Genomic DNA, 19,591 nt, shown 5'->3' on the forward strand with positions numbered 1-19,591 from the left:
GCACCGCCCCGCCAGACGTGGTGTTGCCTTCCGCTCGCGCCCAGGCTCGGCAGTTGGTCCGGCATCGTCCGCCCTTCAAAACCTTCCGAAGCCCTGGGGCATAGCCGATCGGGAGCGACCATGGCCAGCCTGACCTATCGTGACGCCGGGGTGGACATCGAGGCGGGTGACGCGCTGGTGGACGCCATCAAGCCCCTCGCCAGGTCCACGGACCGAAGCGGGACCATGGGCGGACTCGGCGGGTTCGGCGCGCTGTTCGACCTGAAGGCCGCGGGCTTCAAGGATCCGGTCCTGGTCTCCTCCACCGACGGCGTGGGCACCAAGCTGCGGCTGGCCATCGATTCGGGCCACCATGACGGCGTCGGCATCGACCTCGTGGCCATGTGCGTGAACGACCTCGTGGTGCAGGGCGCCGAGCCGCTCTTCTTTCTGGACTACTTCGCCACCGGCAAGCTGGAGGTGGCGCAGGCCAGCGCCGTGGTCGCCGGCATCGCCGAGGGCTGCCGCCAGGCGGGCTGCGCCCTGGTGGGCGGCGAGACCGCCGAGATGCCCGGCATGTACGGCAAGGGCGACTACGACCTCGCCGGCTTCTCGGTCGGCGCGGCGGAGCGCACGGACCTGCTGCCGAAGCCTGATGTCGGCGCGGGCGACGTGCTGCTGGGCCTGCTGTCCTCCGGCGTGCATTCCAATGGCTACTCGCTGGTGCGGCGGATCGTGGGGGGCGGCAATGCCGGGCTGAAGGACCCGGCCCCCTTCGCCAGCGGCAGGACGCTGGGCGAGGCGCTGCTGGAGCCGACCCGGATCTATGTGAAATCCGTCCTCGCCGTGCACCGCGCCGGGCTGCTGAAGGCCGCCGCGCATATCACCGGCGGCGGGCTGCCGGGCAACCTGCCGCGCGTGCTGCCGGCCGGCACCGTGGCGGTGGTGGATGCCGCCGCCTGGACGCCGCCGCCGGTCTTCGCCTGGCTGGCCAGGATGGGCGGCGTGGTGCCGGAGGAGATGCTGCGCGTCTTCAACTGCGGCCTCGGCATGGTGCTGGTGGTGGCCGAGAATTCCGTCGGGGAAGCCACGCGGCTGTTGCAGGAGGCTGGCGAGACGGTGGCCCGCATCGGACGCATCGAGACGGCGCCGGAGGGCGACGAGGCCAGCGTGCGGGTGGACAACCTGACAGCCCGGTGGCCGCAGCCGTGACAGGTCCGGCTGGCGGGGAGGACCGCCGCCCGCGCGTGGCGGTGCTGATCTCCGGCCGCGGCAGCAACATGGCCGCGCTGCTGGAGGCCGCCACCGATCCGTCCTATCCGGCGCGGATCGCGCTGGTCCTGTCCAACCGCGCCGGCGCCGCCGGGCTGGCGCGGGCGGAGGCCGCGGGCATTTCGGTGGCCGTGGTCGAGAGCCGCGCCCACAAGGGCGACCGGGAAGGCTTCGAGGCGGCGATGCAGGCTGTGCTGGAGTCGCACCGCATCGGGATGATCGCCCTGGCCGGCTTCATGCGCGTGCTGACGGAAGGCTTCACCCGCCGCTGGGAAGGCCGGATGCTGAACATCCACCCGTCCCTCCTGCCCGCCTTCCCGGGGCTGGACACGCATGCCCGCGCCCTGGAGGCCGGGGTGCGGCTGCATGGCTGCACGGTGCACCTGGTCTCGGCGGGGGTGGACGAGGGGCCGATCCTGGCCCAGGCCGCCGTGCCCGTGCTGCCGGGCGACGACGAGGCGACCCTCGCCGCCCGCGTGCTGGCGCAGGAGCACCGGCTCTATCCGGCCGCCCTGGCCTGGATGGCCGTCTGGCTGGCGCGCCACGGCGCCGGGCCGCTGCCCGCCATGCGCCGGATCGCCGAAGAGGCGACGGCCGCTCTGCCCTCTGCAACGGGCGCCATGGCGAATCCCTTGCCCGCCTTCGCTGCCCTGCCTACAGAAAAAGCCTGAATCCTCCGGCACAAGGCGGAGGCGTGAAGCAGGGATCGGGGCGGAGCATGGCCGAGGCACGGCAGCATATCGACATGGTACCGGTGCGGGCGGAGGACATCCTGTCCGAGCGCGAGGCCGGCTGGCACGCCTTCACCCGGGCCGCCGCCTGGGGAATCGGCGCGATCGTGGTGATCCTGCTGCTGCTCTACGCCTTCCTCGGCTGAGCCGGGGAGCGGGGTTTCCCGTCCGCAAGGCCGGGATGGGCGAGGGGCGGGATGCCGCCCCTCGCCCGGGCCGGAATCAGCCGGTGATCTCGGAACCGGCGAAGAAATACGCGATCTCGATCGCCGCGTTCTCCGGGCTGTCGGACCCGTGCACGCTGTTCGCCTCGATGCTCTCGGCGAAGAGCTTGCGGATGGTGCCCTCGGCGGCATTGGCCGGGTTGGTGGCGCCCATGATCTCGCGGTTCTTGGCCACGGCGCCCTCGCCCTCGAGGACCTGCACCACCACCGGGCCGGAGGTCATGAAGGAGACGAGGTCCTTGAAGAAGGGACGCTCCTTGTGCACGCCGTAGAAGGTCTCGGCCTGCTGCTGCGACATCAGGATGCGCTTCTGCGCGACGATGCGCAGGCCCTTCTCCTCGAACACGGCGTTGATCTTGCCGGTCAGGTTACGCCGGGTGGCGTCGGGCTTGATGATGCTGAAGGTACGCTCGATGGCCATCGGGCTGGGTTCCCTGCGAAAAAGGTAAGGCGCGCGCCCGATAGGCCGCCCGGAGCCCAGGCGCAAGCCCGCCGCTGCTCCAGCCGGTAGGACAAGGGGATGGGGCGGGGTTCCGGCACGGCATCTGCCGGACTCATCCAAGAATTCATCTGACATCCTGGATGCGATCGCCTATTCTCACGAAGCCGTGAGATTGATGGTTTTCCGTACCGATGCCGCATTTTCCTTTCCTGCGCCCATCCGCTGAAGACGAGCTGCGTACGGCGCTGGATTTTCTCGATAGCGCCTTGCGGGCCTCCCGCCACGCCGCGCGGCGCCACCATGTCGCGAAGGCCATCGAGCGCCTGGCGAGCGCGCACTACCTGCTTGGCCACCCGGAAGACCGGGAGCAGGAGGCTCTGGCCGTCCCGAGCGGGGCCGGCGTCCGGCCGGCCTGATCCCAGGGCGCTACCATCGCGGGAATGGTTACGGCCATCGCGGGTTGTGGCAGGCTGGGCCGGCACAGACAGGAACGGATGCCAGCCGATGCGGCATGAAACGGTGGCCTCCCCCGAGGAGGCCGTGGACCGCCTGGAGGCAATCTACGAGGCGGCCGTGGAGGCCGAGCGGGCGGCCCTGGACCGTTTCGTGTCCGGCGGCGCCGTGCCGACCGAGGCGGAGCGCGCCGCCTTCCGCTATCCGGCCCTGCATCTGCACTGGAATGCCGAGAACCTGCCCCCGGCGACCCGGCGGGCTTGGGCCAAGCTGCAACTGCCGGGCGATTATGCCACCACGGTGACGCAGCCCGCCGCCTTCCGGGCCTATCTGCTCGAACAGCTCCGCCCGCTGGCCGGGGAGTACGGCGTGCGCATCTCCGTGGGGCGCAGCGAGCAGGAGATCCCCTACCCCTATGTGCTGGAAGGCGGCGACGAACTGGCGCGCGGCGGCGTCTCGGCAGCGGCGCTGGCGCGCCACTTCCCGGTGCCCATGCTCTCGGCGGTGGGGGACGAGACCGCCGACGCGCTGTGGAAGTACCGGGAGGGCGAGCCACGGCCGCTGGCGCTCTTCGACGCGGTGCGGGTGGACTATTCGCTGCGCCGCCTCGTCCACTACACCGGCAGCGACTGGCGCCATGTCCGCCCCTGGATCCTGCTCACCAACTATCAGCGCTATGTGGAGCAGTTCACCGGCTGGGCGCTGAACGAGCTCGCCAGGCCCGGCAGTCCCTATAGCCGCCTGGTCCTGCCCGGCGGCGCCTCGGTGGGACGGGAGGATTCGCCCGAGGCGGGGGCCGAGCTGGTCGCCGCCGCGCCCTGGCAGCGTTTCCAGATGCCCGCCTACCACCTGCTGCGCGGCGACGGGCGGGATGGCGTGACCATCGTCAACATCGGCGTCGGCCCGTCCAACGCCAAGACGATCACCGACCACCTCGCGGTGCTGCGCCCGCATTGCTGGGTGATGATCGGCCATTGCGGCGGGCTGCGGCAGAGCCAGCAGATCGGCGACTACGTGCTGGCGCACGGCTATCTGCGGCGGGACAAGATCCTGGACGAACTGCTGCCGCCGGAAATCCCCGTCCCCGCCCTGGCGGAGGTGCAGGTCGCCTTGCAGGAGGCCGCCGTGCAGGTCACGGGCGAGCAGGGCGACGCGCTGAAGCGGCGTCTGCGGACCGGCACGGTCGTCACCTATGACGACCGCAACTGGGAGTTGCGCTGGTCGCAGGAGCGGCTGCGGATCAACCTGTCGCGCGCCATCGCCGTGGACATGGAAAGCGGTACGCTGGCCGCCCAGGGCTACCGGCTGCGGGTGCCCTACGGCACGCTGCTCTGCGTCTCCGACAAGCCGCTGCATGGCGAGATCAAGCTGCCCGGCGCCGCCACCGCCTTCTACCAGCGCGCCGTGAGCGAGCATCTCGCCATCGGCCTCGCCACCTTCGAGATCCTGCGCGGGCAGCTCGACGGGCTGCATTCGCGCAAGCTGCGCGCCTTCGACGAGCCACCCTTCCGGTAGCGCGCCGTGCCTTTCCGGGCCGCTGGACGGCCCGGCGACCGCCCCGTGAGGTCCGGCCAGCCTGTGGCGCAGGCGGCCGGGGCCATGAGGCCCGCGCGGGCCGGCCTCAGGCCAGCCTGGATGCCAAGCGAGGAACAGAGCCGGACATGCCCCCAGCCCCCGCCAAGCGACCCACGGGCCCGCAGAAGGACCCGCCGGATTCCGATCTCTGGAAGCGGCAGTTCACCATCTGGTACATTCTGGGCGCCTTCTTCCTGCTGACCTTCCTCCAGTCCATCTGGGCGAACTACTCGCAGGTGGAGACGGTGCCCTACTCGCAGTTCGAGACCCTGCTCGGCGAGGGCAGGATCTCCGAGGTCACCGTCTCCCAGGACACCATCAGGGGCCAGCTCAAGGAGGCGGAGGCGAACGGGCGGCGCGAGGTCAGCGCCGTGCGCGTCGATCCCGCCCTGGCGGAGCGGCTGAAGCAGCAGGGGGTCACGGTGGTGCGCGGCACGCCGCCGCCGGGCTTCCTGGCGCAGATGCTGACCTGGCTGGTGCCGATGGCGCTGCTCTACCTCGTCTGGATCTTCGCCTTCCGTCGCTTCGCCGCGAAGCAGGGCTTCGGCGGGGTGATGTCGATCGGCAAGTCGCGCGCCAAGATCTATGTCGAGAAGGACACCAGCGTGACCTTCGACGACGTGGCCGGGGTGGACGAGGCCAAGGCCGAGCTGCAGGAGGTCGTCTCCTTCCTCCGGGACCCGGCCTCCTATGGCCGGCTCGGCGGCCATGCGCCCAAGGGCATCCTGCTGGTCGGCCCGCCCGGCACCGGCAAGACCCTGCTGGCCCGCGCCGTGGCGGGCGAGGCCGGGGTGCCCTTCTTCTCCATCTCCGGTTCCGAATTCGTCGAGATGTTCGTGGGCGTCGGCGCCGCGCGGGTGCGCGACCTCTTTGCCGAGGCGCGCAAGGCGGCGCCCTGCATCATCTTCATCGACGAGCTGGACTCGCTGGGCCGCAGCCGTACCTCCGGCCTGTCCGGCGGCGCGGACGAGAAGGAACAGACGCTGAACCAGCTCCTGGCCGAGCTGGACGGCTTCGACCCGCGCAGCGGCGTGATCCTGCTCGGCGCCACCAACCGGCCGGAGGTGCTGGACCCCGCCCTGCTGCGCCCGGGGCGCTTCGACCGGCAGGTGCTGGTGGACCGCCCCGACCGCCGGGGGCGGCTGCAGATCCTGCGGGTGCATGCGCGCAGGATCCGCCTCGCCCCCGATGCCGATCTCGATGCCGTCGCCGCCCTGACCCCGGGCGCGACCGGCGCCGACCTCGCCAACATGCTGAACGAGGCCGCGCTGGCCGCGACCCGGCGCCAGGCGGAGGCGGTGGAGCAGAGCGACCTCATCGCCGCCGTGGAGCGGGTGCTGGCGGGGGTCGAGCGCCGCAGCCGCATCCTCAGCCCGCCGGAGCGCCGCCGCGTGGCGGTGCACGAGATGGGCCATGCGCTGGTGGCGGCCAACCTGAGCGGTGTCGATCCGGTGCTGAAGGTCTCGATCATCCCGCGTGGCATCGGCGCCCTGGGCTACACCATGCAGAGCCCGGCGGAGGAACGCTTCCTGCTGGCGCGGAGCGAGTTGCGCAACCGGATTGCCGTGCTGCTTGGCGGCCGCGCGGCGGAAACGCTGTTCTTCGACGGCGACATCTCCACCGGCGCCGCCGACGACCTCCAGCGCGCGACGGAAACGGCGCAGGAGATGGTGACGCGCTACGGCATGGCGGATGCCCTGGGCAACCGCACCTATGCGCCGCCTCGCCAGAGTTTCCTGGGCGACCTCGCCCTGCCGCCGTCGCGCGCCGAGGTGAGCGAGGCCACGGAGCGCGAGATCGACCTCGCCGTGCGCGAGCTGGTGGAGGAGGCCAACCGCCGCGCCACCCAGATCCTGGAGGCGCAGCGCGACCAGGTGGAGGCGGGCAGCCGGCTGCTGCTGGAGCGGGAAACCATCACGGCCGAGGATTTCCCGCCCCTGGTTCCGGCGGCGAAGCGCCGCGTCGCCGGGGCGCCCCCACTCCGGGAGGCGGGCATGGCGGAAGGCTGAGACCGGGCCGCGGAAGCCCTGACGCTCGCGCCCCGGTCTCGCGCACGGGGGCCGGTGGAGACGCTGCTGTGCCTGAACGGCCTTGGTTTCCCACCGTGCGGGCCGTTTTGGCACTTTAGGACTTTTAGGTTTTTAGTCCTTTATCTGCCAGAACGAGTCCTGATTAATTGTTCAGTTTAGGTAGTTGATGCTTTGATGACGTTGATTATATTCCTATAAACCGAGCGCGGTCCGGAAAGCAAGGCGCGTCTGAGGGCCGGCCAGGAAGCGTGACGCCGGGTCCTGGCGGGCGAGCGCATGCCGCTCGTCGGCCTGGAGCGGTGTCCGTTTGCCTTGGCTCACTTCAACCACTCCAGCCTGTTGTTTCGGGAGCATCTTCACGCGTCCGGATGATTCCATCCGGACGCGATCCGCTCTAGAGGCTGTTGTGGACCTGGGTGATTGAGGTGAGGTGCTTGAGCATGAGGCAAGCAAAGGCGACGAGATGGAGGCCTGCGAGTGTTTCGGGCAGGCGTTCATAGTCGCGGACGAGGCGTCGGAAGCGGGTAGCCCAGGCGAAGGAGCGTTCCACCACCCAACGCCTGGGCAGGAGGACGAAGCCGCGCTTGGCCTCGTGGTGGCGGACGACCTCGAGCTGAATGCCGTGCCTGGCGGCAGCCTCAGAGGGCTTCGGACCGGTATAGCCCTGGTCCACGAAGGCGATCTCGACGCTCTCGCCGGTGGCATTCTGGACGGCGTCGGCCAGGCGCCCGACCTCGGCACGGTCGTCGGCGGTGGCCGGCGTGACGTGCAGCGCCAGAAGGTGGCCGAGCGTATCGACGGCCGCATGCACCTTCGAGCCCCGCTTGCGCTTGGCCCCGTCGTAGCCCGCCCTGGCCCCACTCTCGGGGGTGGATCGGAGCGTCCGGCTGTCCAGCACCGCCGCCGTCGGCTCGGCCGCGCGGCCTGCCTCCAGCCGCAGCACGGCCCGCAGGTCGTGCACGATCGCCTCGAACACCTCCGCCGCCAGCCAGCGCCGGGCCTGGGCGTAGACGATGTCCCATGGTGGCAGGTCATTGGGCATCCAGCGCCAGGGCGCGCCCGTCTTGACCACGTAGCGCAGCCCGTTGAACACCTCGCGCAAGGCATGGCGCCGCTGCCCCGACGCCTCGGGCAGCAGCACCAGATAGGGCGCAACCAACGCCCATTCCTCATCAGATACGTCGGACGGATAGGACTTGCGGGTCATCCCGCAAATCTGGCCCTCACGTCAGTCCACAACAGCCTCTAGGGCGCGATCACCATGCAGGCCCCGCGCTTCATCCGGGCGCAGGCCTGCCGGGCGCTCGTCTCGCTCAGCCCTGCCACCTGGGCGCGGTAAAGGGTCTGCCCCTTCAGCCGCACCTTTTCCACCCGCACCGTCCCCGCGTTGCGCGCGGCGCTCCGGCGCGCGGCACTGGCCACCTTGCGCGCGGAGACGTTGCTCGGCAGCGCGCCGACCTGCACCGCCCACTCGCCCTTGCCGGCGCTGGAACGCGCCGGGGCGGGGCGGGAGGGCGCCACGGCAGGCCGGGCGCTGGTGGCGGCCCGGCGCAGCAGCGGCTCCGCGGCGCCCATCGCCGGCGCGGCATTGGCGCTGGGCACCAGCCCGGCCAGCACGCCGCCATGGCCCACCGAGCGGCCCGCCAGCAGCGTGTCGCCCCGCCCCGGCGGCGTGCCGGGAAGCTCGAAGCCCCGGTCGAGCAGCGCCATCACATGGCGGTCACGCTCCCGCCCCGTGGCGCCGCCGAAGACCACGGCGATCAGCCGCCGCCCGTCGCGCCGGGCGCTGGTGACGATGTTGAAGCCGCTGGCGTTGATGAAGCCCGTCTTCAGCCCATCCGCGCCGTCGTAGTTCTCGTTGACGTAGTTGTGGCTGGCGATGGTCTGGCCGCGCCAGCGGAACTCCGGCGTGCTGAAATAGGCGTAGCGGTTCGGGAAGTCCCGGATCAGCCGCTGCGCCAGGATGGCCATGTCGCGGGCGGTGGTCACCTGGCGCGGGTCCGGGAGGCCGGAGGCGTTGCGGAAGACCGTGCTGGTCATTCCCATCTGGCGGGCCCGCAGCGTCATCAACCGGGCGAAGCGCGCCTCGCTGCCCTCGCCCAGGAACTCGCCCACGGCGGAGGCCGCGTCGTTGGCGGACTTGGTCACCAGGGCCAGGATCGCGTCGCGGACCGTGATGGTGGAACCGGGCTTCAGCCAGAGCTTGGAGGGCGGCCGCGAGGCCGCGTGCCGCGATACGGGAATGCGGGTGGAAGGCGAGACGTCGCCCGATTCCAGCACCGTGAAGAGCATGTAGAGCGTCATCATCTTGGTGAGCGAGGCCGGGTAGCGCGGCTCGTCGGCGCTGGAGGCGGTAAGGACCTGCCCCGTGCCCGCATCCACCACGATCGAGGCATAGCGCTCGCTGCCGATCTGCGCCCGCGCCTGCCCCGGCGGAAGCCAAAGGGTGACGACGGCCGCCAGCGCCAGCAGGCGCAGGCCGCGTCGCAAGACGGCGCCGGTCTCGGTCATGCGGTGTACTTCCCCCTCCGGACGGCGCTCCCCCACGAAGCGTCGCCCGCTCCGCCAAGGTCTGGGCGCCAGCGCGGCGGGCTGGCAACCGCGAATAACCGCCGCTTCATCCGGAAGCGGGTTTTTCCCGCCCCGCCGCGACCCGTAAGCCACAGTCGCGCAAGGAATTTTTACCGGATCGCAAAACCCTGAAACACGGCGAAACATGACGCAGGGGACAGTTACAAGCCCTCCCGCCCGAGTCTCTTTGCGCCGGATCAGGCCATCAGTCCGGTTTCCTCGCGCCGCCGGCGCTCGACCTCCTCGCCATAGCGGCGCAGCAGGTGGCTGGCGGTGAGCAGGCCCAGCACCTTGCGGCTCCCCACCCCATCCACCACCGCCAGCGCCTCGGTCTCCACCGTGTCGAAGACGGCCATGGCCTCCTTGGCATTCATGGCCGGCAGCAGCGCCCGGTCGCGGAACTGCAGCAGCGGCTCCACCGTCTCCACCTCCGGCGCGGCGGCATAGGCCTCGGGCACCGAGATGAGCCCGGCATACTGGTCCTTCTCATCCACCGCGACGACGCGCGCCGTGGAGCCCAGCGGGAAGTCGCGCTTGAAGGAAGCAAGCCGGGTGTCGCTGCGCACGGTCCGCAGGTCGCGGCGCATCAGCTTGCCCACGCTCAGTTCGCGCAGCCAGCCGATGTCATGGGCGGAACGGATGGTCTCGCCCCGCAGGTGAAAGCGCCAAGTGGCGAAGGAATAGCCGAAGAGCCGCCGCGTCACGAGGCCGGCCACGGTCACCGCCGCCAGCACGCTGCCGGCCACCACGAAGTTGCCGGTGGTCTCCAGCGCCAGGAAGGTCATGGCCAGCGGTGCCCCCACCACCGCCGAGCCGAAGGCGCTCATCCCCACCAGCGACAGCAGCAGCGGGTCCATGCCCGGCAGCACGAGGTCCACCCCGGCGGCGAAGACCTTGCCGACCAGCGCCCCCAGCAGCAGCGAGGCGAAGAACAGGCCGCCGCGGAAGCCCGCGCCGAGCGAGATCACCACCGCCAGGCTCTTCAGCAGCGCCAGCCAGATGATGTCGAAGCCGGTGGATTCGGTGGCGAAGGTGAGGTGCAGCGCCCCGTGCCCGGCCGAGAGCGCGATGGGCGAGACCAGGGCCAGCAGGCCCACCACCAGCCCGCCCAGGACCGGGCGCAGCGGCGCCCAGCGCAGGAAGCGGCGCATGGTGGCCTCGGTGAAGGTCACGCCGCGCATCAGCGCGATCCCGGCCAGGGCGCAGGCGAGGCCGAGCAGCAGGGACAGCACGTAGCCCTCCAGCCCGGGCGGCGCGACCCCGCCCGGCACCACCACATAGGTCCCTCCGCTCAGCGCCCGGGCCACCAGCGTGGCGGTGACGGCACTGGCCACCACCGGGGCGAGGCTGGCGATGGCATAGGTGCCGATCACCAGCTCGAAGGCATAGAAGGCCCCCGTGAGCGGCGCGTCGAAGGCGGCGGCGATGGCCCCCGCCGCGCCGCAGCCCACCAGCAGCCGCAGGTCGCCGCGCCGCAGGCCGAGGCGCTGCCCGAGCCAGGAGGACACGCCGCTGGCCGCCTGGGTATAGCCCGCCTCCAGCCCCACCGAGGCGCCGAAGCCGTTGGAGACGATGTTCTGCACCGCCACCACCAGCCCGTCGCGGAAGGAGAGCTTGCCGCCATAGAGGGCATTGGCCTCGATCGGGTCCACCGGCTGGCGGGGCCACCAGCGCGACAGGGCGAGGTTGAAGGCCCCGAGCAGGATGCCGCCCAGCAGCGGCATGGTCAGCAGCACCAGCGGCGTCGCGCCCCGCAGGACGCTCAGCCCATGCGCGCTTTCCGGGCCGAAGAGCTGCACGTGCAGCCCGCGCGCGAGTCCGCCCATCACCACGGCGACGAGGCCGCTCAGCACCCCGGTCAGCACTGCCAGGCCGACCAGGCCGAACTCGCTGGCCCGCAGCCAGGCGCGGAAGGAAGCCACGTCGCGGATGGGGCGCACATGCAGTCGGAGAGCGATCATGATCCGGCCCGGGGCCCCTGGCAGAAGACGGCGCCGCGACATACGCCACGGGGCATGGATGACGAAGGCGAATCCTGGCCGCCTGCGCGGCGGACCGCCAGGGCCGGAAGCCGCGGCGAAGGCGGAACAGCAGAGAAAACCGGCCGAAAAAGGGCACCGCGCCAAAGGGCGGCGCCCAGGGGTGGCACGATGGGTGGCACGATGGGCGGCGCGGGGGCGCCCCGTGGGGCATCCGCCGGCGCGCGGAACGCGGTTTGCGCCGGCGCCGGGGCTGGCTACCCTGCGCGCCTCAGCCCAAGAAGTGCCGATGCCCAGAAACCCGCTGATCCTTGCCGCCCTGCTCCCGCTGATCTTTCCCGGCCTGCCGGCTTGGGCCGAGTCGCCAGGATCGCCGGCGGCGGAGAGCGGCATGCGGATGCAGGCGATGATCCGGGCCCCCTTGCCGCTGGCGGCGCGGGACGTGCTTTTCGCCCATGCCCGGCAGGCGGGGGAAAGCCCGGATTTCGATGCGCTGGCCGAGGCGCTAATGCCGCCGCCGGAACTGGCCTCCCCGGTGCCCTCCGCGCGGCGGCAGCGGCACGACGCGGCCTTCGCCGAGCTGCGCCGGAAGCTGCGGGCGGAATATGAGAGCTTCGATCCGGACCGCCCCTACCTGCTGCGGATCCGCACCGCCATCGGCCCCTACGATCCCCGCCAGGGGGGATTGCCGGTGGCGCTGAACGGCACCTTCTGGGTGCGCGACCCGACCTGGCGGTCGCCGGGCTTCGGCCTGCGCTTCGACAATGCCCTGGCGGTCGGCACCCTGCCCGTAGCGAACGAGGCGGCGGCGGAGAAGCTGCTCGAATCGGTGGGGCTGGACCCGCGCACGGAGGATGGCTGGCGCGGCATCCTGGAGGTCAGCCTCGTCCTGGGCGGCGCGCTGCCGCAGCCGGCGGGCATGAAGAGCGTGCCGATCGCGGCGCATCTCCTCACCGCCCGGCTGGTGCGGGAGGACGGGACGCCGATCCATGACTTCGGCCGCCTGCCCGGCCCCCTGCCCTCCGCCCGGCCGGGCGGGCCGGTGCTGCGGAGCGCGCTGCTGGAGGGGCTGCGCCTGGGCATGCCACTGGAGGAGGCGCGGGCCGCGCTGCGGCGGCGTGGCTTCCGGACGGTGGGGGGCGCCTTCTTCGCGGATGGCGCCGTGGCCTCCGCCGCGGGCCGCCCCGGCTGCCATATGGGCTTGGTGGCGGACCGACGCGCCTTTGGCGAGGCGCTGAACCTGAAGGCCGATTTCACCGCCTGCATCGCCCTGCACCGCGCCCCGGACCCCGGGCCGGAAGCCGGGGAGGACGCCGGGATGGGGGCGGAGGCACAGGCCGGGACGCGGGAGCCGCGCCTCGGCGGCATCACCGCGCTGCGCTTCCTGCCCGGCGAATCCGGGACGGCGCTGCGGCGGGCGCTGGAGCGGCGCTTCGGCCCCTCGCTCGCGGATGCCGAGGGCGAGGTTCTCTGGATCGGCCGCGATCCGGAGGCACCGCACGACGCCCCCATGGTGGAGCTGCGGGCGGAGTTCGTGCCCCTGGCGGAAGGGGGACCGCGGCACGGCCCCGGCCTGCTGCTCGGGCTGGAGCTGGAACCCTATCGCGCCGGTTCGGAGGCCTCCTGAACCCCGCCCCATCCTTTCCGGCGGGAACGGCTTTCCCGGCCGGTCCTTTCCGTGCATGTCCGGGCCGGGTGGCGTGAGGCCGGGCCGGCGCGAGGCCGGCCGCGGCGCCGTGCCCACCGGAAGCCGCGCGCCCGCCGGACACCTGCCGGGACGCCTTCTGGGACGCCTTCTGGGACAGGCCCGTGGCTGGGCCGGGGGCTGGGTCCGCTTGCTGCTGCTGCTCTTCCTCGCCCTGCCCCTGGCGACCATCCTGGCCTTCCGCGTGCTGCCCGTGCCCGTGACGCCGCTGATGCTGATCCGCGGCATCCAGGGCTACGAGCTGCACCACGACTGGGTGCCGTATGACGCGATCGCCCCCAGCCTCGCGCAGGCAGTGATCGCCTCGGAGGACAACACCTTCTGCACCCAGGCCCTGGGCTTCGACTTTCCCGCCCTGCGCGGCCAGGTCGAGACCCTGCTGGAAGGCGAGCGGCCGCGCGGCGCCAGCACCATCACCATGCAGACGGCCAAGAACCTGATGCTCTGGCCCGGGCGCGATCCCGTGCGCAAGCTGCTGGAATCCTGGCTGACGCCGCAGATCGCCCTGCTCTGGCCGAGACAGCGGGTGCTGGAGGTCTATCTGAACATCGTCGAGTTCGGGCCGGGCATCTACGGTGCGGAGGCCGCCGCCCGGGCCTTCTTCAACAAGCCCGCCTCGGCGCTGACGCTGCGGGAATCGACCCAGCTCGCCGTGGTGCTGCCCAGCCCGCTGCACTGGGTCGCCAATCGTCCCAGCACCTGGCTGCGCCAGCGCGCCGCCACGATCCGGGCACGGATCGGCGAGCTGGGGCCGCTGCTCGATTGCACCCGCTGAGACAGGCTGGGGCGCCGCCCGGCAATGTTGCCAATCCGTAGCGGGATATCGCAATCTGGGGTTGTGAACCCCGCCCCCACGCCCCCTTCCCCCGCAACGGTTCACCCGCGGCGTCCGACTCCGGAACCGCCGGGGGCGATGTCACACGGGGGAAAGCCGCCATCCTGGCCGGGGCTGCGGCGCCTTCGCGTTCCCGTCCGCCTGCTGCGCTTCATCCTGCACCACCCGCTGGCCGGTCGGCGCCCCGCCGCCGCCCTCCTGCGCCTGCTGCGTTGGCAGATCGGCGGACGGCTCACCGGCATGCCGGCGGTGATGCCCTTTGTCGGGCCGACGCGGCTGCTACTGCAAAGGGGGCATTCCTCCGCCAGCGCCAACCTCTATGCCGGGCTGAGCGATTTCGCGGAGATGGGCTTCCTGCTGCATCTGCTGCGCCCGGGCGACCTCTTCGCCGATATCGGGGCCAATATCGGCGCCTATACCGTCCTGGCCGCCGGCGTGGCGGGGGCGGAGGTGCTGGCCTTCGAGCCCGCGCCCGCCACGTTGCCGCATCTGCGCGACAACCTGCGTCTCAACGACCTGGAGACGCGCGTGACGGTGTTGCCGCTGGCCCTGGGCGAGCGCCCCGGCACGCTGCGGCTCAGCGCCCGGCGCGGCGCCGCTAACCGGGTGCTGCTGGAGCGCGAGGCGGAGGACGCCGTCCACATCTCCGTCTCCACGCTGGACGAGATCCTGCCCCACCGCACGCCGCTTCTGCTGAAGCTGGATGTCGAGGGCTACGAGGCGCGGATCCTGGCCGGGGCCGGGAAGCTCCTGGCCCGTCCGGGGCTGCGGGCAGTGCTGGTCGAGACCATGGCGCACGCGGAACGCTATGGCGACAGCACCCGGCGGATCGACGATCTCCTGCGCGCGCAGGGCTTCGCCCCCTTCGACTACGACCCGCGTCGCCGCGCCCTCACGCTGCGCGATGCGCCGGGCGATCCGAACACGCTTTATCTGCGGCAGGTGAATGCCGTGGCGGCCCGCCTCGCCACCGCGCCCGCCATCACCTTGCTGGGCGAGCGTTTCTGAGGCGGGCGGCGGCCCGGCGACAGGCAGGGGTGGAGCCGGATTCCGCCTCCATCGCGGGGGTGCCGGCAGGCGCCGGTGCGATCCGGGGGGATCAGCGGCGCAACCGGGGCGTCCCATCCTGGGTCAGGGCCGCCGTGCCCCGCTTCCGGGGCGGCAGGCGCCGGCGATCATGGAAATAGTGGCCCAGCGCGGCGACGAGCAGGAGAACGAGCAGCAGAGCGCCCGCATCCGCGGCGTAGGCTCCGTTCCCCACAGTGTCACCATGGGGAAGCCGCTCCGCGACCAGCGTCATGTCCTGTCCCGGCGCAGCGATCACCTTCTCCATACCCACTCTCCCTTGCCCGCCCGGAACAGGCACCCCGACAGAGACCTATGCAGCCCGCACACCCATCCCATCGCCGTTCCGGAGCCAGCTGGAAGAGGTTTCATTCGCGTTCGTTAGTATCATTTTATCTACAAATGTAGGCTTAGCACAGCGTGCTGAGCAAAGGTATCACTTTGTTGGTTCATGTTGCATGAATGGTTGCAGAACGGGCCGAACGAGAAGTGGCTCTCTCTGTGGAGGTGTTACGGGAATTTCCACCACTCCATCGTGAAAAAGGCATTGAAGCAATATTTGCGCACTAGAAGATTTGTATAAATTTAATTTTATTACAATTTTTTAGACATCATGGTGCTGTTTCTGGCCAGAGCCGCCGCCTGGCCTCCGACTCCTCCACAGGGATGAATTCCAGCCCGGCGGGAACTGCTCTAGAACTCCGGCATGACCGTCCTCGCCATCCACGACCTTACCGTGCGCCTCGCGGGCCGGACGCTGCTGGACGGCGCCTCGCTGCAACTCGACCCCGGGCACAAGATCGGCCTCGTCGGCCGCAACGGGGTCGGCAAGTCCACCCTGTTCCGGGTGCTGACCGGGCAATTGCAGCCCGATGGCGGCGAGGTCCGCTTCGCGGCGCGCGCCCGCATGGCCTATCTGGCGCAGGAGGCCCCGGGCGGCACCGATTCGCTGCTGGACACGGTGCTGGAGGCCGATACCGAGCGTGCCACGCTGCTGGCGGAGCTAGAGGCCGGAGTCGAGCCGCTGCGCGAGGCGGAGCTGCACGAGCGCCTGCGCGCCATCGGCGCCGACGCCGCCCCGGCGCGCGCCGCCACGGTGCTGGCCGGGCTGGGCTTCGACGCGGCGGCGCAGGCGCGCCCGGTGGGCGAGTATTCCGGCGGCTGGCGGATGCGCGTGGCGCTGGCCCGGGCGCTGTTCCTGGAACCGGACCTGCTGCTGCTGGACGAGCCGACCAACCACCTGGACCTGGAAGCGACGATCTGGCTGGAGGGCTGGCTTCGCCGCTTCGCCGGCGCCGCGATCATCATCAGCCATGACCGCGACCTGCTGGACCGCTGCGTGGACGGGATCGCGCATCTGGAGGGCGGGAAGATCACCGCCTATCCCGGCGGCTATGGCGAGTTCCTGCGCATCCGCAACGAGCGCCGGGCGCAGCAGATGGCGCAGAACACGAAGATCGCGGCCGAGCGGGCGCATATGCAGGCCTTCGTGGACCGCTTCCGCTACAAGGCCAGCAAGGCGCGGCAGGCGCAGTCGCGGCTGAAGGCGCTGGAGAAGCTGCCGCCGATCGAGGCGGTGACCGAGGACCGCGTCACCCCCTTCGCCTTTCCCGAGCCGGCCGAGGTGGCGCCGCCGATCCTGACCATGATGGGCGCCAGCGTGGGCTATGACGGGCGCCCGATCCTGCGGGGGCTGGACCTGCGGCTGGACAGCGACGACCGCGTGGCGCTGCTGGGCGCCAACGGCAACGGCAAGTCCACCCTGGCCAAGCTGATCGCCGGGCGGATGGAGGCGATGGGCGGCGAGGTCCGCCGCACGCCGCGCCTCAAGGTCGGCTTCTTCGCCCAGCACCAGGCGGAGGAGCTGAACCCGGACGGCACGCCGCTGACACACATGCAGGCGGCGCTGCCCAAGGCGACGGAAACGCAGTGCCGCGGCCAGCTCGCGCGCTTCGGCCTGGACGAGGACCGTGCCACGACCCTGGTGCGCGACTGCTCGGGCGGGGAGAAGGCGCGGCTGCTGCTGGCGCTTTGCACGCGCGATGCGCCGCAACTGCTGATCCTCGACGAGCCGACCAACCACCTGGACATGGATGCGCGCGAGGCGCTGATCCGCGCCCTGGCCGATTACGGCGGCGCGGTGGTGCTGATCACCCACGACCCGCGGCTGGTGGAACTGGTGGCGGACCGGCTCTGGCTGGTGGCGGATGGCGCCGTGTCGTCCTTCGATGGCGACATGGAGGACTACCGCAACTTCCTGCTCGAACGCGCCCGCCCCGTGGCGCGCGACACCGGCCCGGCGAAGCGCGACGACCGCCGCGAGCGCGCCGAGGCCCGCGCCGCCCTGGCGCCGCTGCGCGAACGGGTGAAGCAGATCGAGAAGCTGCTGGAGAAGCTGCGGCTGGAGGACGGGCTGATCGAGCGCAAGCTCGCCGACCCGGAGTTCTATGCCAAGCGCAGGCCGGCCGACATCGCCTGGGCCAATACCCGCCGCGCCGCCATCGCGCGGGAGGTGGAGGCGCTGGAGGAGGAGTGGCTGGCGCTGGGGGAGAAGCTGGAAGCGGCATGAGCGCCATCCGCCCCGCCCATCCCGCCGAGGCACGGCGGATCGCCGAGATCCATGTCGCCGCCTGGCGCGAGACCTATCCCGGCCTGCTGCCCGGGGCGGCGATCGCCGCGCGGACCGTGGAGGACGGCGAGGCGATCTGGCGCGCGGTGCTGGCCGATGCCGCGGCGCGCCCGGTCCTCGTGCTGCAGGAGGCACCCGGCGCCCCGCTCCTCGGCTTCGGCGCCTGCGGCCCGCAGCGGGACGCGGCGCTGAGGGCGGCGGGCTTTCCCGGCGAGATCACCGCCCTGTACCTGCTGCGCGCCGCGCAGGGCCGTGGCCATGGCGGCGACATGCTGCGGCGGATGGCCCTGGCCCTGCGCGGGATGGGGCTGTCGCCCTTCGCGCTATGGGTGCTGGGCAGCCACCGTCAGGCGCGCGGCTTCTACGAACGGCTCGGCGGGCAGCCGGTGCTGGAACGGCAGGCCAGCCTGTCCGGCCATGCCGTGCCGGAAACCGCCTATGGCTGGCGTGAGCCCCCGCCGGACGCCGCGCCCCGGGCCTGACGGTTCCGCGGCACTTTCCGGGAAGGTCCTTACCCGCGCTCCGGATGTACGATCACCGCCTGCTGGCCGGACATTCCCGTGCCCTCGCCCAGCCGGATCGTGCCGTCGGCCTGAGGCACGGCCAACGGCGCCACGCGCACCACCTCATCCCCACCGGACATGCCAAGCAGTGCCGCCACACGCGGGCCGGCCACCAGGACCGGCTGTTCCGCATCGCGAGGCTCGCCCTGCCGGCCGATCCGCACCATGGCCCAGCGGCCGTTGCGGGGATTGGTCACCCGGGCCGTGCTGCCGGCCGGCAGGCTGTTGCTGAGGGCCATGTCGCCGTCGGGATCGAAGCTGCCGCGTTCCAGCCGCCCCGCACCCTTGCCGGATGGGTCCCGCACCATGAGCTGCATGTCGAGCGCCCGGCCCGAGCGGTCGATCTGCGGCCGGTCCGCCAGCGCCGGGGCGGCAAGCGGCCCTCCCAGCAAGTTGAGGCCCAGCAGGGCGATACCTGCGATCCGCCGGATTGCCATCATCTCTGCCTCCCTCGCCATGTCGGTTAAAGCTCGGTGTTAAGACGCTGGCGGAAGCAACGGGTTTGAGCGGAAAGATGGTTTCAGGAGAACCGTCCCGACACAAGATCGGGAAATCCAGCCGCATCAAGGACATGGAAGGCAGGCCCCGGGCTTGTGTCTTTTCCCGCCGGAAAGGCTCGGGCATGACACGGGCGGACCGGGACGGGTGCGAGGCTGCCTCCCGCCCCTTCCGTACCGGCAAAGGAGGCCATCGATGCGGCGACGCGCTCTCCTGGCGGCGGGGACATCCGGCATGGTGACAGCGGCGGGCAGTGGCGCCGCACAAGTGGCGCCCACCCCCATGCGCCGCCGCGAATGGGAGATGCTGGCGGGCGGCGAAACGGAACGGCCCTACCGGATCTACTTCGCGGAGCCCGGCACCCCCCCACCGGCGGGCGGCTTTCCGCTCTTCCTGCTGCTGGACGGCGACGGGCATTTCGAGCCCGCGGTGGCGGCGCTGGAGGCCCATGGCGGCAGCGCGGCGATCGCGGCCATCGGCTATCCGGGGCGGAACCGGCGCGAGCTGGACTATACCGTGCCGGCCGAGCCGCCGATCCCGGAGGAAGGCGGCGCCCCCGCCTTCCTGGCCTTCGTCCGGGACGAGCTGCTGCCCCGGCTGGCACAGGAAGCGAGGCTGGACCCGGCGGACCGGAGCCTCTTCGGCCACTCCTATGGCGGCCTCTTCGTGCTCTATACGCTGTTCCGCCAGCCTGGCCTGTTCCGCGCCCATGTCGCGGCCAGTCCCTCGATCGGCTACGGCCAGGGCACGATCCTGCCGCTGGAGGCCGGCTTCGAGGCCGCCCCGCCCGAGGTCGCCCCCCGCCTGCGCCTCCTGGTCACGGTCGGCGAGTTGGAGCAGCCGCGCCCGCCCGCCCCGATCTCGGAACGCGCCCGCATCGCCCGGCAGGTGGACCGGGCGCGCGATCTGGTGGAACGGCTCTCGCAGCTCGGCCCGGCCGGACCCCGGGTCGCCTTCCACCTCTTTCCCGGCGAAACCCACCAGTCGGTCGTGGACCCGGCCATCCGCCTCGGCCTGGACTTCGTCCTGCAACGCTGAGG

18 protein-coding genes are annotated in these 19,591 nt (G+C 71.5%); 12 read left to right on the forward strand and 6 right to left on the reverse strand.

The genetic code is table 11. The annotated features are described in order from the left end of the window. Positions 1-120: 120 nt before the first annotated feature. From purM to CTJ15_RS12810, 3 genes are all read left to right on the forward strand, one after another. Positions 121-1,191 (forward strand): phosphoribosylformylglycinamidine cyclo-ligase, encoded by a 1,071-nt coding sequence (gene purM, locus CTJ15_RS12800; RefSeq protein WP_075822774.1) that lies wholly within the window; start codon positions 121-123, stop codon positions 1,189-1,191. A gap of 68 nt (positions 1,192-1,259) precedes the next feature. Beyond that, positions 1,260-1,922, forward strand: coding sequence for a phosphoribosylglycinamide formyltransferase (gene purN / locus CTJ15_RS12805; RefSeq protein ID WP_255414149.1), 663 nt, complete (start codon positions 1,260-1,262; stop codon positions 1,920-1,922). A gap of 23 nt (positions 1,923-1,945) precedes the next feature. Further along, complete coding sequence (locus CTJ15_RS12810; protein WP_226946127.1) at positions 1,946-2,128, forward strand: preprotein translocase subunit SecE; 183 nt, start codon at positions 1,946-1,948, stop codon at positions 2,126-2,128. A 76-nt stretch (positions 2,129-2,204) separates the two neighbouring features. On the opposite strand, the gene ndk is transcribed toward CTJ15_RS12810, so the two are convergent. Further along, positions 2,205-2,627: a nucleoside-diphosphate kinase gene (gene ndk, locus CTJ15_RS12815; protein WP_058389858.1), complete on the reverse strand. Its 423-nt coding sequence runs from the start codon at positions 2,625-2,627 to the stop codon at positions 2,205-2,207. Between the two features lie 212 nt (positions 2,628-2,839). Between ndk and CTJ15_RS12820 the strand changes: the two genes are divergently transcribed. From CTJ15_RS12820 to ftsH, 3 genes are all read left to right on the forward strand, one after another. Next, positions 2,840-3,064 carry a hypothetical protein gene (locus CTJ15_RS12820; protein WP_075822773.1) on the forward strand — a complete coding sequence of 75 codons (225 nt, stop codon included), beginning with the start codon at positions 2,840-2,842 and terminating at the stop codon, positions 3,062-3,064. An 88-nt stretch (positions 3,065-3,152) separates the two neighbouring features. Further along, positions 3,153-4,616 carry an AMP nucleosidase gene (locus tag CTJ15_RS12825; protein WP_019461730.1) on the forward strand — a complete coding sequence of 488 codons (1,464 nt, stop codon included), beginning with the start codon at positions 3,153-3,155 and terminating at the stop codon, positions 4,614-4,616. Positions 4,617-4,762: 146 nt separating this feature from the next. Further along, positions 4,763-6,685 (forward strand): ATP-dependent zinc metalloprotease FtsH, encoded by a 1,923-nt coding sequence (ftsH, locus tag CTJ15_RS12830; protein ID WP_019461731.1) that lies wholly within the window; start codon positions 4,763-4,765, stop codon positions 6,683-6,685. Between the two features lie 415 nt (positions 6,686-7,100). On the opposite strand, the gene CTJ15_RS12835 is transcribed toward ftsH, so the two are convergent. The 3 genes from CTJ15_RS12835 to CTJ15_RS12845 all read right to left on the reverse strand — a co-directional run bounded on the left by CTJ15_RS12835 (position 7,101) and on the right by CTJ15_RS12845 (position 11,238). Then, positions 7,101-7,913: an IS5 family transposase gene (locus CTJ15_RS12835; RefSeq protein WP_027281464.1), complete on the reverse strand. Its 813-nt coding sequence runs from the start codon at positions 7,911-7,913 to the stop codon at positions 7,101-7,103. A gap of 38 nt (positions 7,914-7,951) precedes the next feature. Next, complete coding sequence (locus CTJ15_RS12840; protein ID WP_099781593.1) at positions 7,952-9,217, reverse strand: D-alanyl-D-alanine carboxypeptidase family protein; 1,266 nt, start codon at positions 9,215-9,217, stop codon at positions 7,952-7,954. 257 nt (positions 9,218-9,474) lie between these two features. Further along, positions 9,475-11,238: a chloride channel protein gene (locus CTJ15_RS12845; protein ID WP_058389850.1), complete on the reverse strand. Its 1,764-nt coding sequence runs from the start codon at positions 11,236-11,238 to the stop codon at positions 9,475-9,477. A 307-nt stretch (positions 11,239-11,545) separates the two neighbouring features. On the opposite strand from CTJ15_RS12845, the gene CTJ15_RS12850 reads away from it, so the two are divergent. The 3 genes from CTJ15_RS12850 to CTJ15_RS12860 all read left to right on the forward strand — a co-directional run bounded on the left by CTJ15_RS12850 (position 11,546) and on the right by CTJ15_RS12860 (position 14,804). Then, positions 11,546-12,883: a hypothetical protein gene (locus CTJ15_RS12850; RefSeq protein WP_075823154.1), complete on the forward strand. Its 1,338-nt coding sequence runs from the start codon at positions 11,546-11,548 to the stop codon at positions 12,881-12,883. A gap of 55 nt (positions 12,884-12,938) precedes the next feature. Next, positions 12,939-13,736, forward strand: coding sequence for a monofunctional biosynthetic peptidoglycan transglycosylase (gene mtgA / locus CTJ15_RS12855; RefSeq protein ID WP_099781594.1), 798 nt, complete (start codon positions 12,939-12,941; stop codon positions 13,734-13,736). A 138-nt stretch (positions 13,737-13,874) separates the two neighbouring features. Continuing rightward, the gene (locus CTJ15_RS12860) at positions 13,875-14,804 is read left to right on the forward strand and encodes an FkbM family methyltransferase (protein WP_171979163.1); all 930 of its coding nucleotides are present in this window, start codon (positions 13,875-13,877) and stop codon (positions 14,802-14,804) included. A gap of 91 nt (positions 14,805-14,895) precedes the next feature. Here CTJ15_RS12860 and CTJ15_RS12865 read toward each other — a convergent pair whose 3' ends face one another. Beyond that, entirely contained in the window at positions 14,896-15,129 is a 234-nt protein-coding gene (locus CTJ15_RS12865; RefSeq protein ID WP_019461737.1) for a hypothetical protein, read from the reverse strand. Positions 15,130-15,567: 438 nt separating this feature from the next. Here CTJ15_RS12865 and CTJ15_RS12870 point away from each other — a divergent pair, with 438 nt between their 5' ends. Both CTJ15_RS12870 and CTJ15_RS12875 read left to right on the forward strand, forming a co-directional pair. Continuing rightward, a complete protein-coding gene (locus CTJ15_RS12870; protein ID WP_019461738.1) occupies positions 15,568-17,430 on the forward strand; it encodes an ABC-F family ATP-binding cassette domain-containing protein in 1,863 nt (620 codons plus the stop codon). Beyond that, entirely contained in the window at positions 17,427-17,972 is a 546-nt protein-coding gene (locus CTJ15_RS12875) for a GNAT family N-acetyltransferase (RefSeq protein WP_099781595.1), read from the forward strand. Before CTJ15_RS12870 ends, CTJ15_RS12875 begins: the two co-directional genes overlap by 4 nt. A gap of 29 nt (positions 17,973-18,001) precedes the next feature. Here CTJ15_RS12875 and CTJ15_RS12880 read toward each other — a convergent pair whose 3' ends face one another. Further along, entirely contained in the window at positions 18,002-18,493 is a 492-nt protein-coding gene (locus tag CTJ15_RS12880; RefSeq protein ID WP_019461740.1) for a hypothetical protein, read from the reverse strand. A gap of 253 nt (positions 18,494-18,746) precedes the next feature. On the opposite strand from CTJ15_RS12880, the gene CTJ15_RS12885 reads away from it, so the two are divergent. Further along, positions 18,747-19,589 carry an alpha/beta hydrolase gene (locus CTJ15_RS12885; protein WP_075823463.1) on the forward strand — a complete coding sequence of 281 codons (843 nt, stop codon included), beginning with the start codon at positions 18,747-18,749 and terminating at the stop codon, positions 19,587-19,589. Positions 19,590-19,591 lie beyond the last annotated feature (2 nt).

It is taken from the genome of Roseomonas sp. FDAARGOS_362 (genome assembly GCF_002754815.1).
GTDB classification, from domain to species: domain Bacteria; phylum Pseudomonadota; class Alphaproteobacteria; order Acetobacterales; family Acetobacteraceae; genus Roseomonas; species Roseomonas mucosa.

What these genes read in the sequence shown, in the direction of transcription:
- purN (WP_255414149.1), top strand. Translation starts at nt 1,260, where the DNA reads ATGGCCGCGCTGCTGGAGGCCGCCACCGATCCGTCCTATCCGGCGCGG.
- CTJ15_RS12850 (WP_075823154.1), top strand. Translation starts at nt 11,546, where the DNA reads ATGCCCAGAAACCCGCTGATCCTTGCCGCCCTGCTCCCGCTGATCTTT.
- mtgA (WP_099781594.1), top strand. Translation starts at nt 12,939, where the DNA reads ATGTCCGGGCCGGGTGGCGTGAGGCCGGGCCGGCGCGAGGCCGGCCGC.
- CTJ15_RS12860 (WP_171979163.1), top strand. Translation starts at nt 13,875, where the DNA reads ATGTCACACGGGGGAAAGCCGCCATCCTGGCCGGGGCTGCGGCGCCTT.
- CTJ15_RS12820 (WP_075822773.1), top strand. Translation starts at nt 2,840, where the DNA reads ATGCCGCATTTTCCTTTCCTGCGCCCATCCGCTGAAGACGAGCTGCGT.
- CTJ15_RS12865 (WP_019461737.1), bottom strand. Translation starts at nt 15,129, where the DNA reads ATGGAGAAGGTGATCGCTGCGCCGGGACAGGACATGACGCTGGTCGCG.
- CTJ15_RS12845 (WP_058389850.1), bottom strand. Translation starts at nt 11,238, where the DNA reads ATGATCGCTCTCCGACTGCATGTGCGCCCCATCCGCGACGTGGCTTCC.
- purM (WP_075822774.1), top strand. Translation starts at nt 121, where the DNA reads ATGGCCAGCCTGACCTATCGTGACGCCGGGGTGGACATCGAGGCGGGT.
- CTJ15_RS12825 (WP_019461730.1), top strand. Translation starts at nt 3,153, where the DNA reads ATGCGGCATGAAACGGTGGCCTCCCCCGAGGAGGCCGTGGACCGCCTG.
- ndk (WP_058389858.1), bottom strand. Translation starts at nt 2,627, where the DNA reads ATGGCCATCGAGCGTACCTTCAGCATCATCAAGCCCGACGCCACCCGG.
- CTJ15_RS12835 (WP_027281464.1), bottom strand. Translation starts at nt 7,913, where the DNA reads ATGACCCGCAAGTCCTATCCGTCCGACGTATCTGATGAGGAATGGGCG.
- CTJ15_RS12880 (WP_019461740.1), bottom strand. Translation starts at nt 18,493, where the DNA reads ATGATGGCAATCCGGCGGATCGCAGGTATCGCCCTGCTGGGCCTCAAC.
- CTJ15_RS12870 (WP_019461738.1), top strand. Translation starts at nt 15,568, where the DNA reads ATGACCGTCCTCGCCATCCACGACCTTACCGTGCGCCTCGCGGGCCGG.
- ftsH (WP_019461731.1), top strand. Translation starts at nt 4,763, where the DNA reads ATGCCCCCAGCCCCCGCCAAGCGACCCACGGGCCCGCAGAAGGACCCG.
- CTJ15_RS12885 (WP_075823463.1), top strand. Translation starts at nt 18,747, where the DNA reads ATGCGGCGACGCGCTCTCCTGGCGGCGGGGACATCCGGCATGGTGACA.
- CTJ15_RS12875 (WP_099781595.1), top strand. Translation starts at nt 17,427, where the DNA reads ATGAGCGCCATCCGCCCCGCCCATCCCGCCGAGGCACGGCGGATCGCC.
- CTJ15_RS12840 (WP_099781593.1), bottom strand. Translation starts at nt 9,217, where the DNA reads ATGACCGAGACCGGCGCCGTCTTGCGACGCGGCCTGCGCCTGCTGGCG.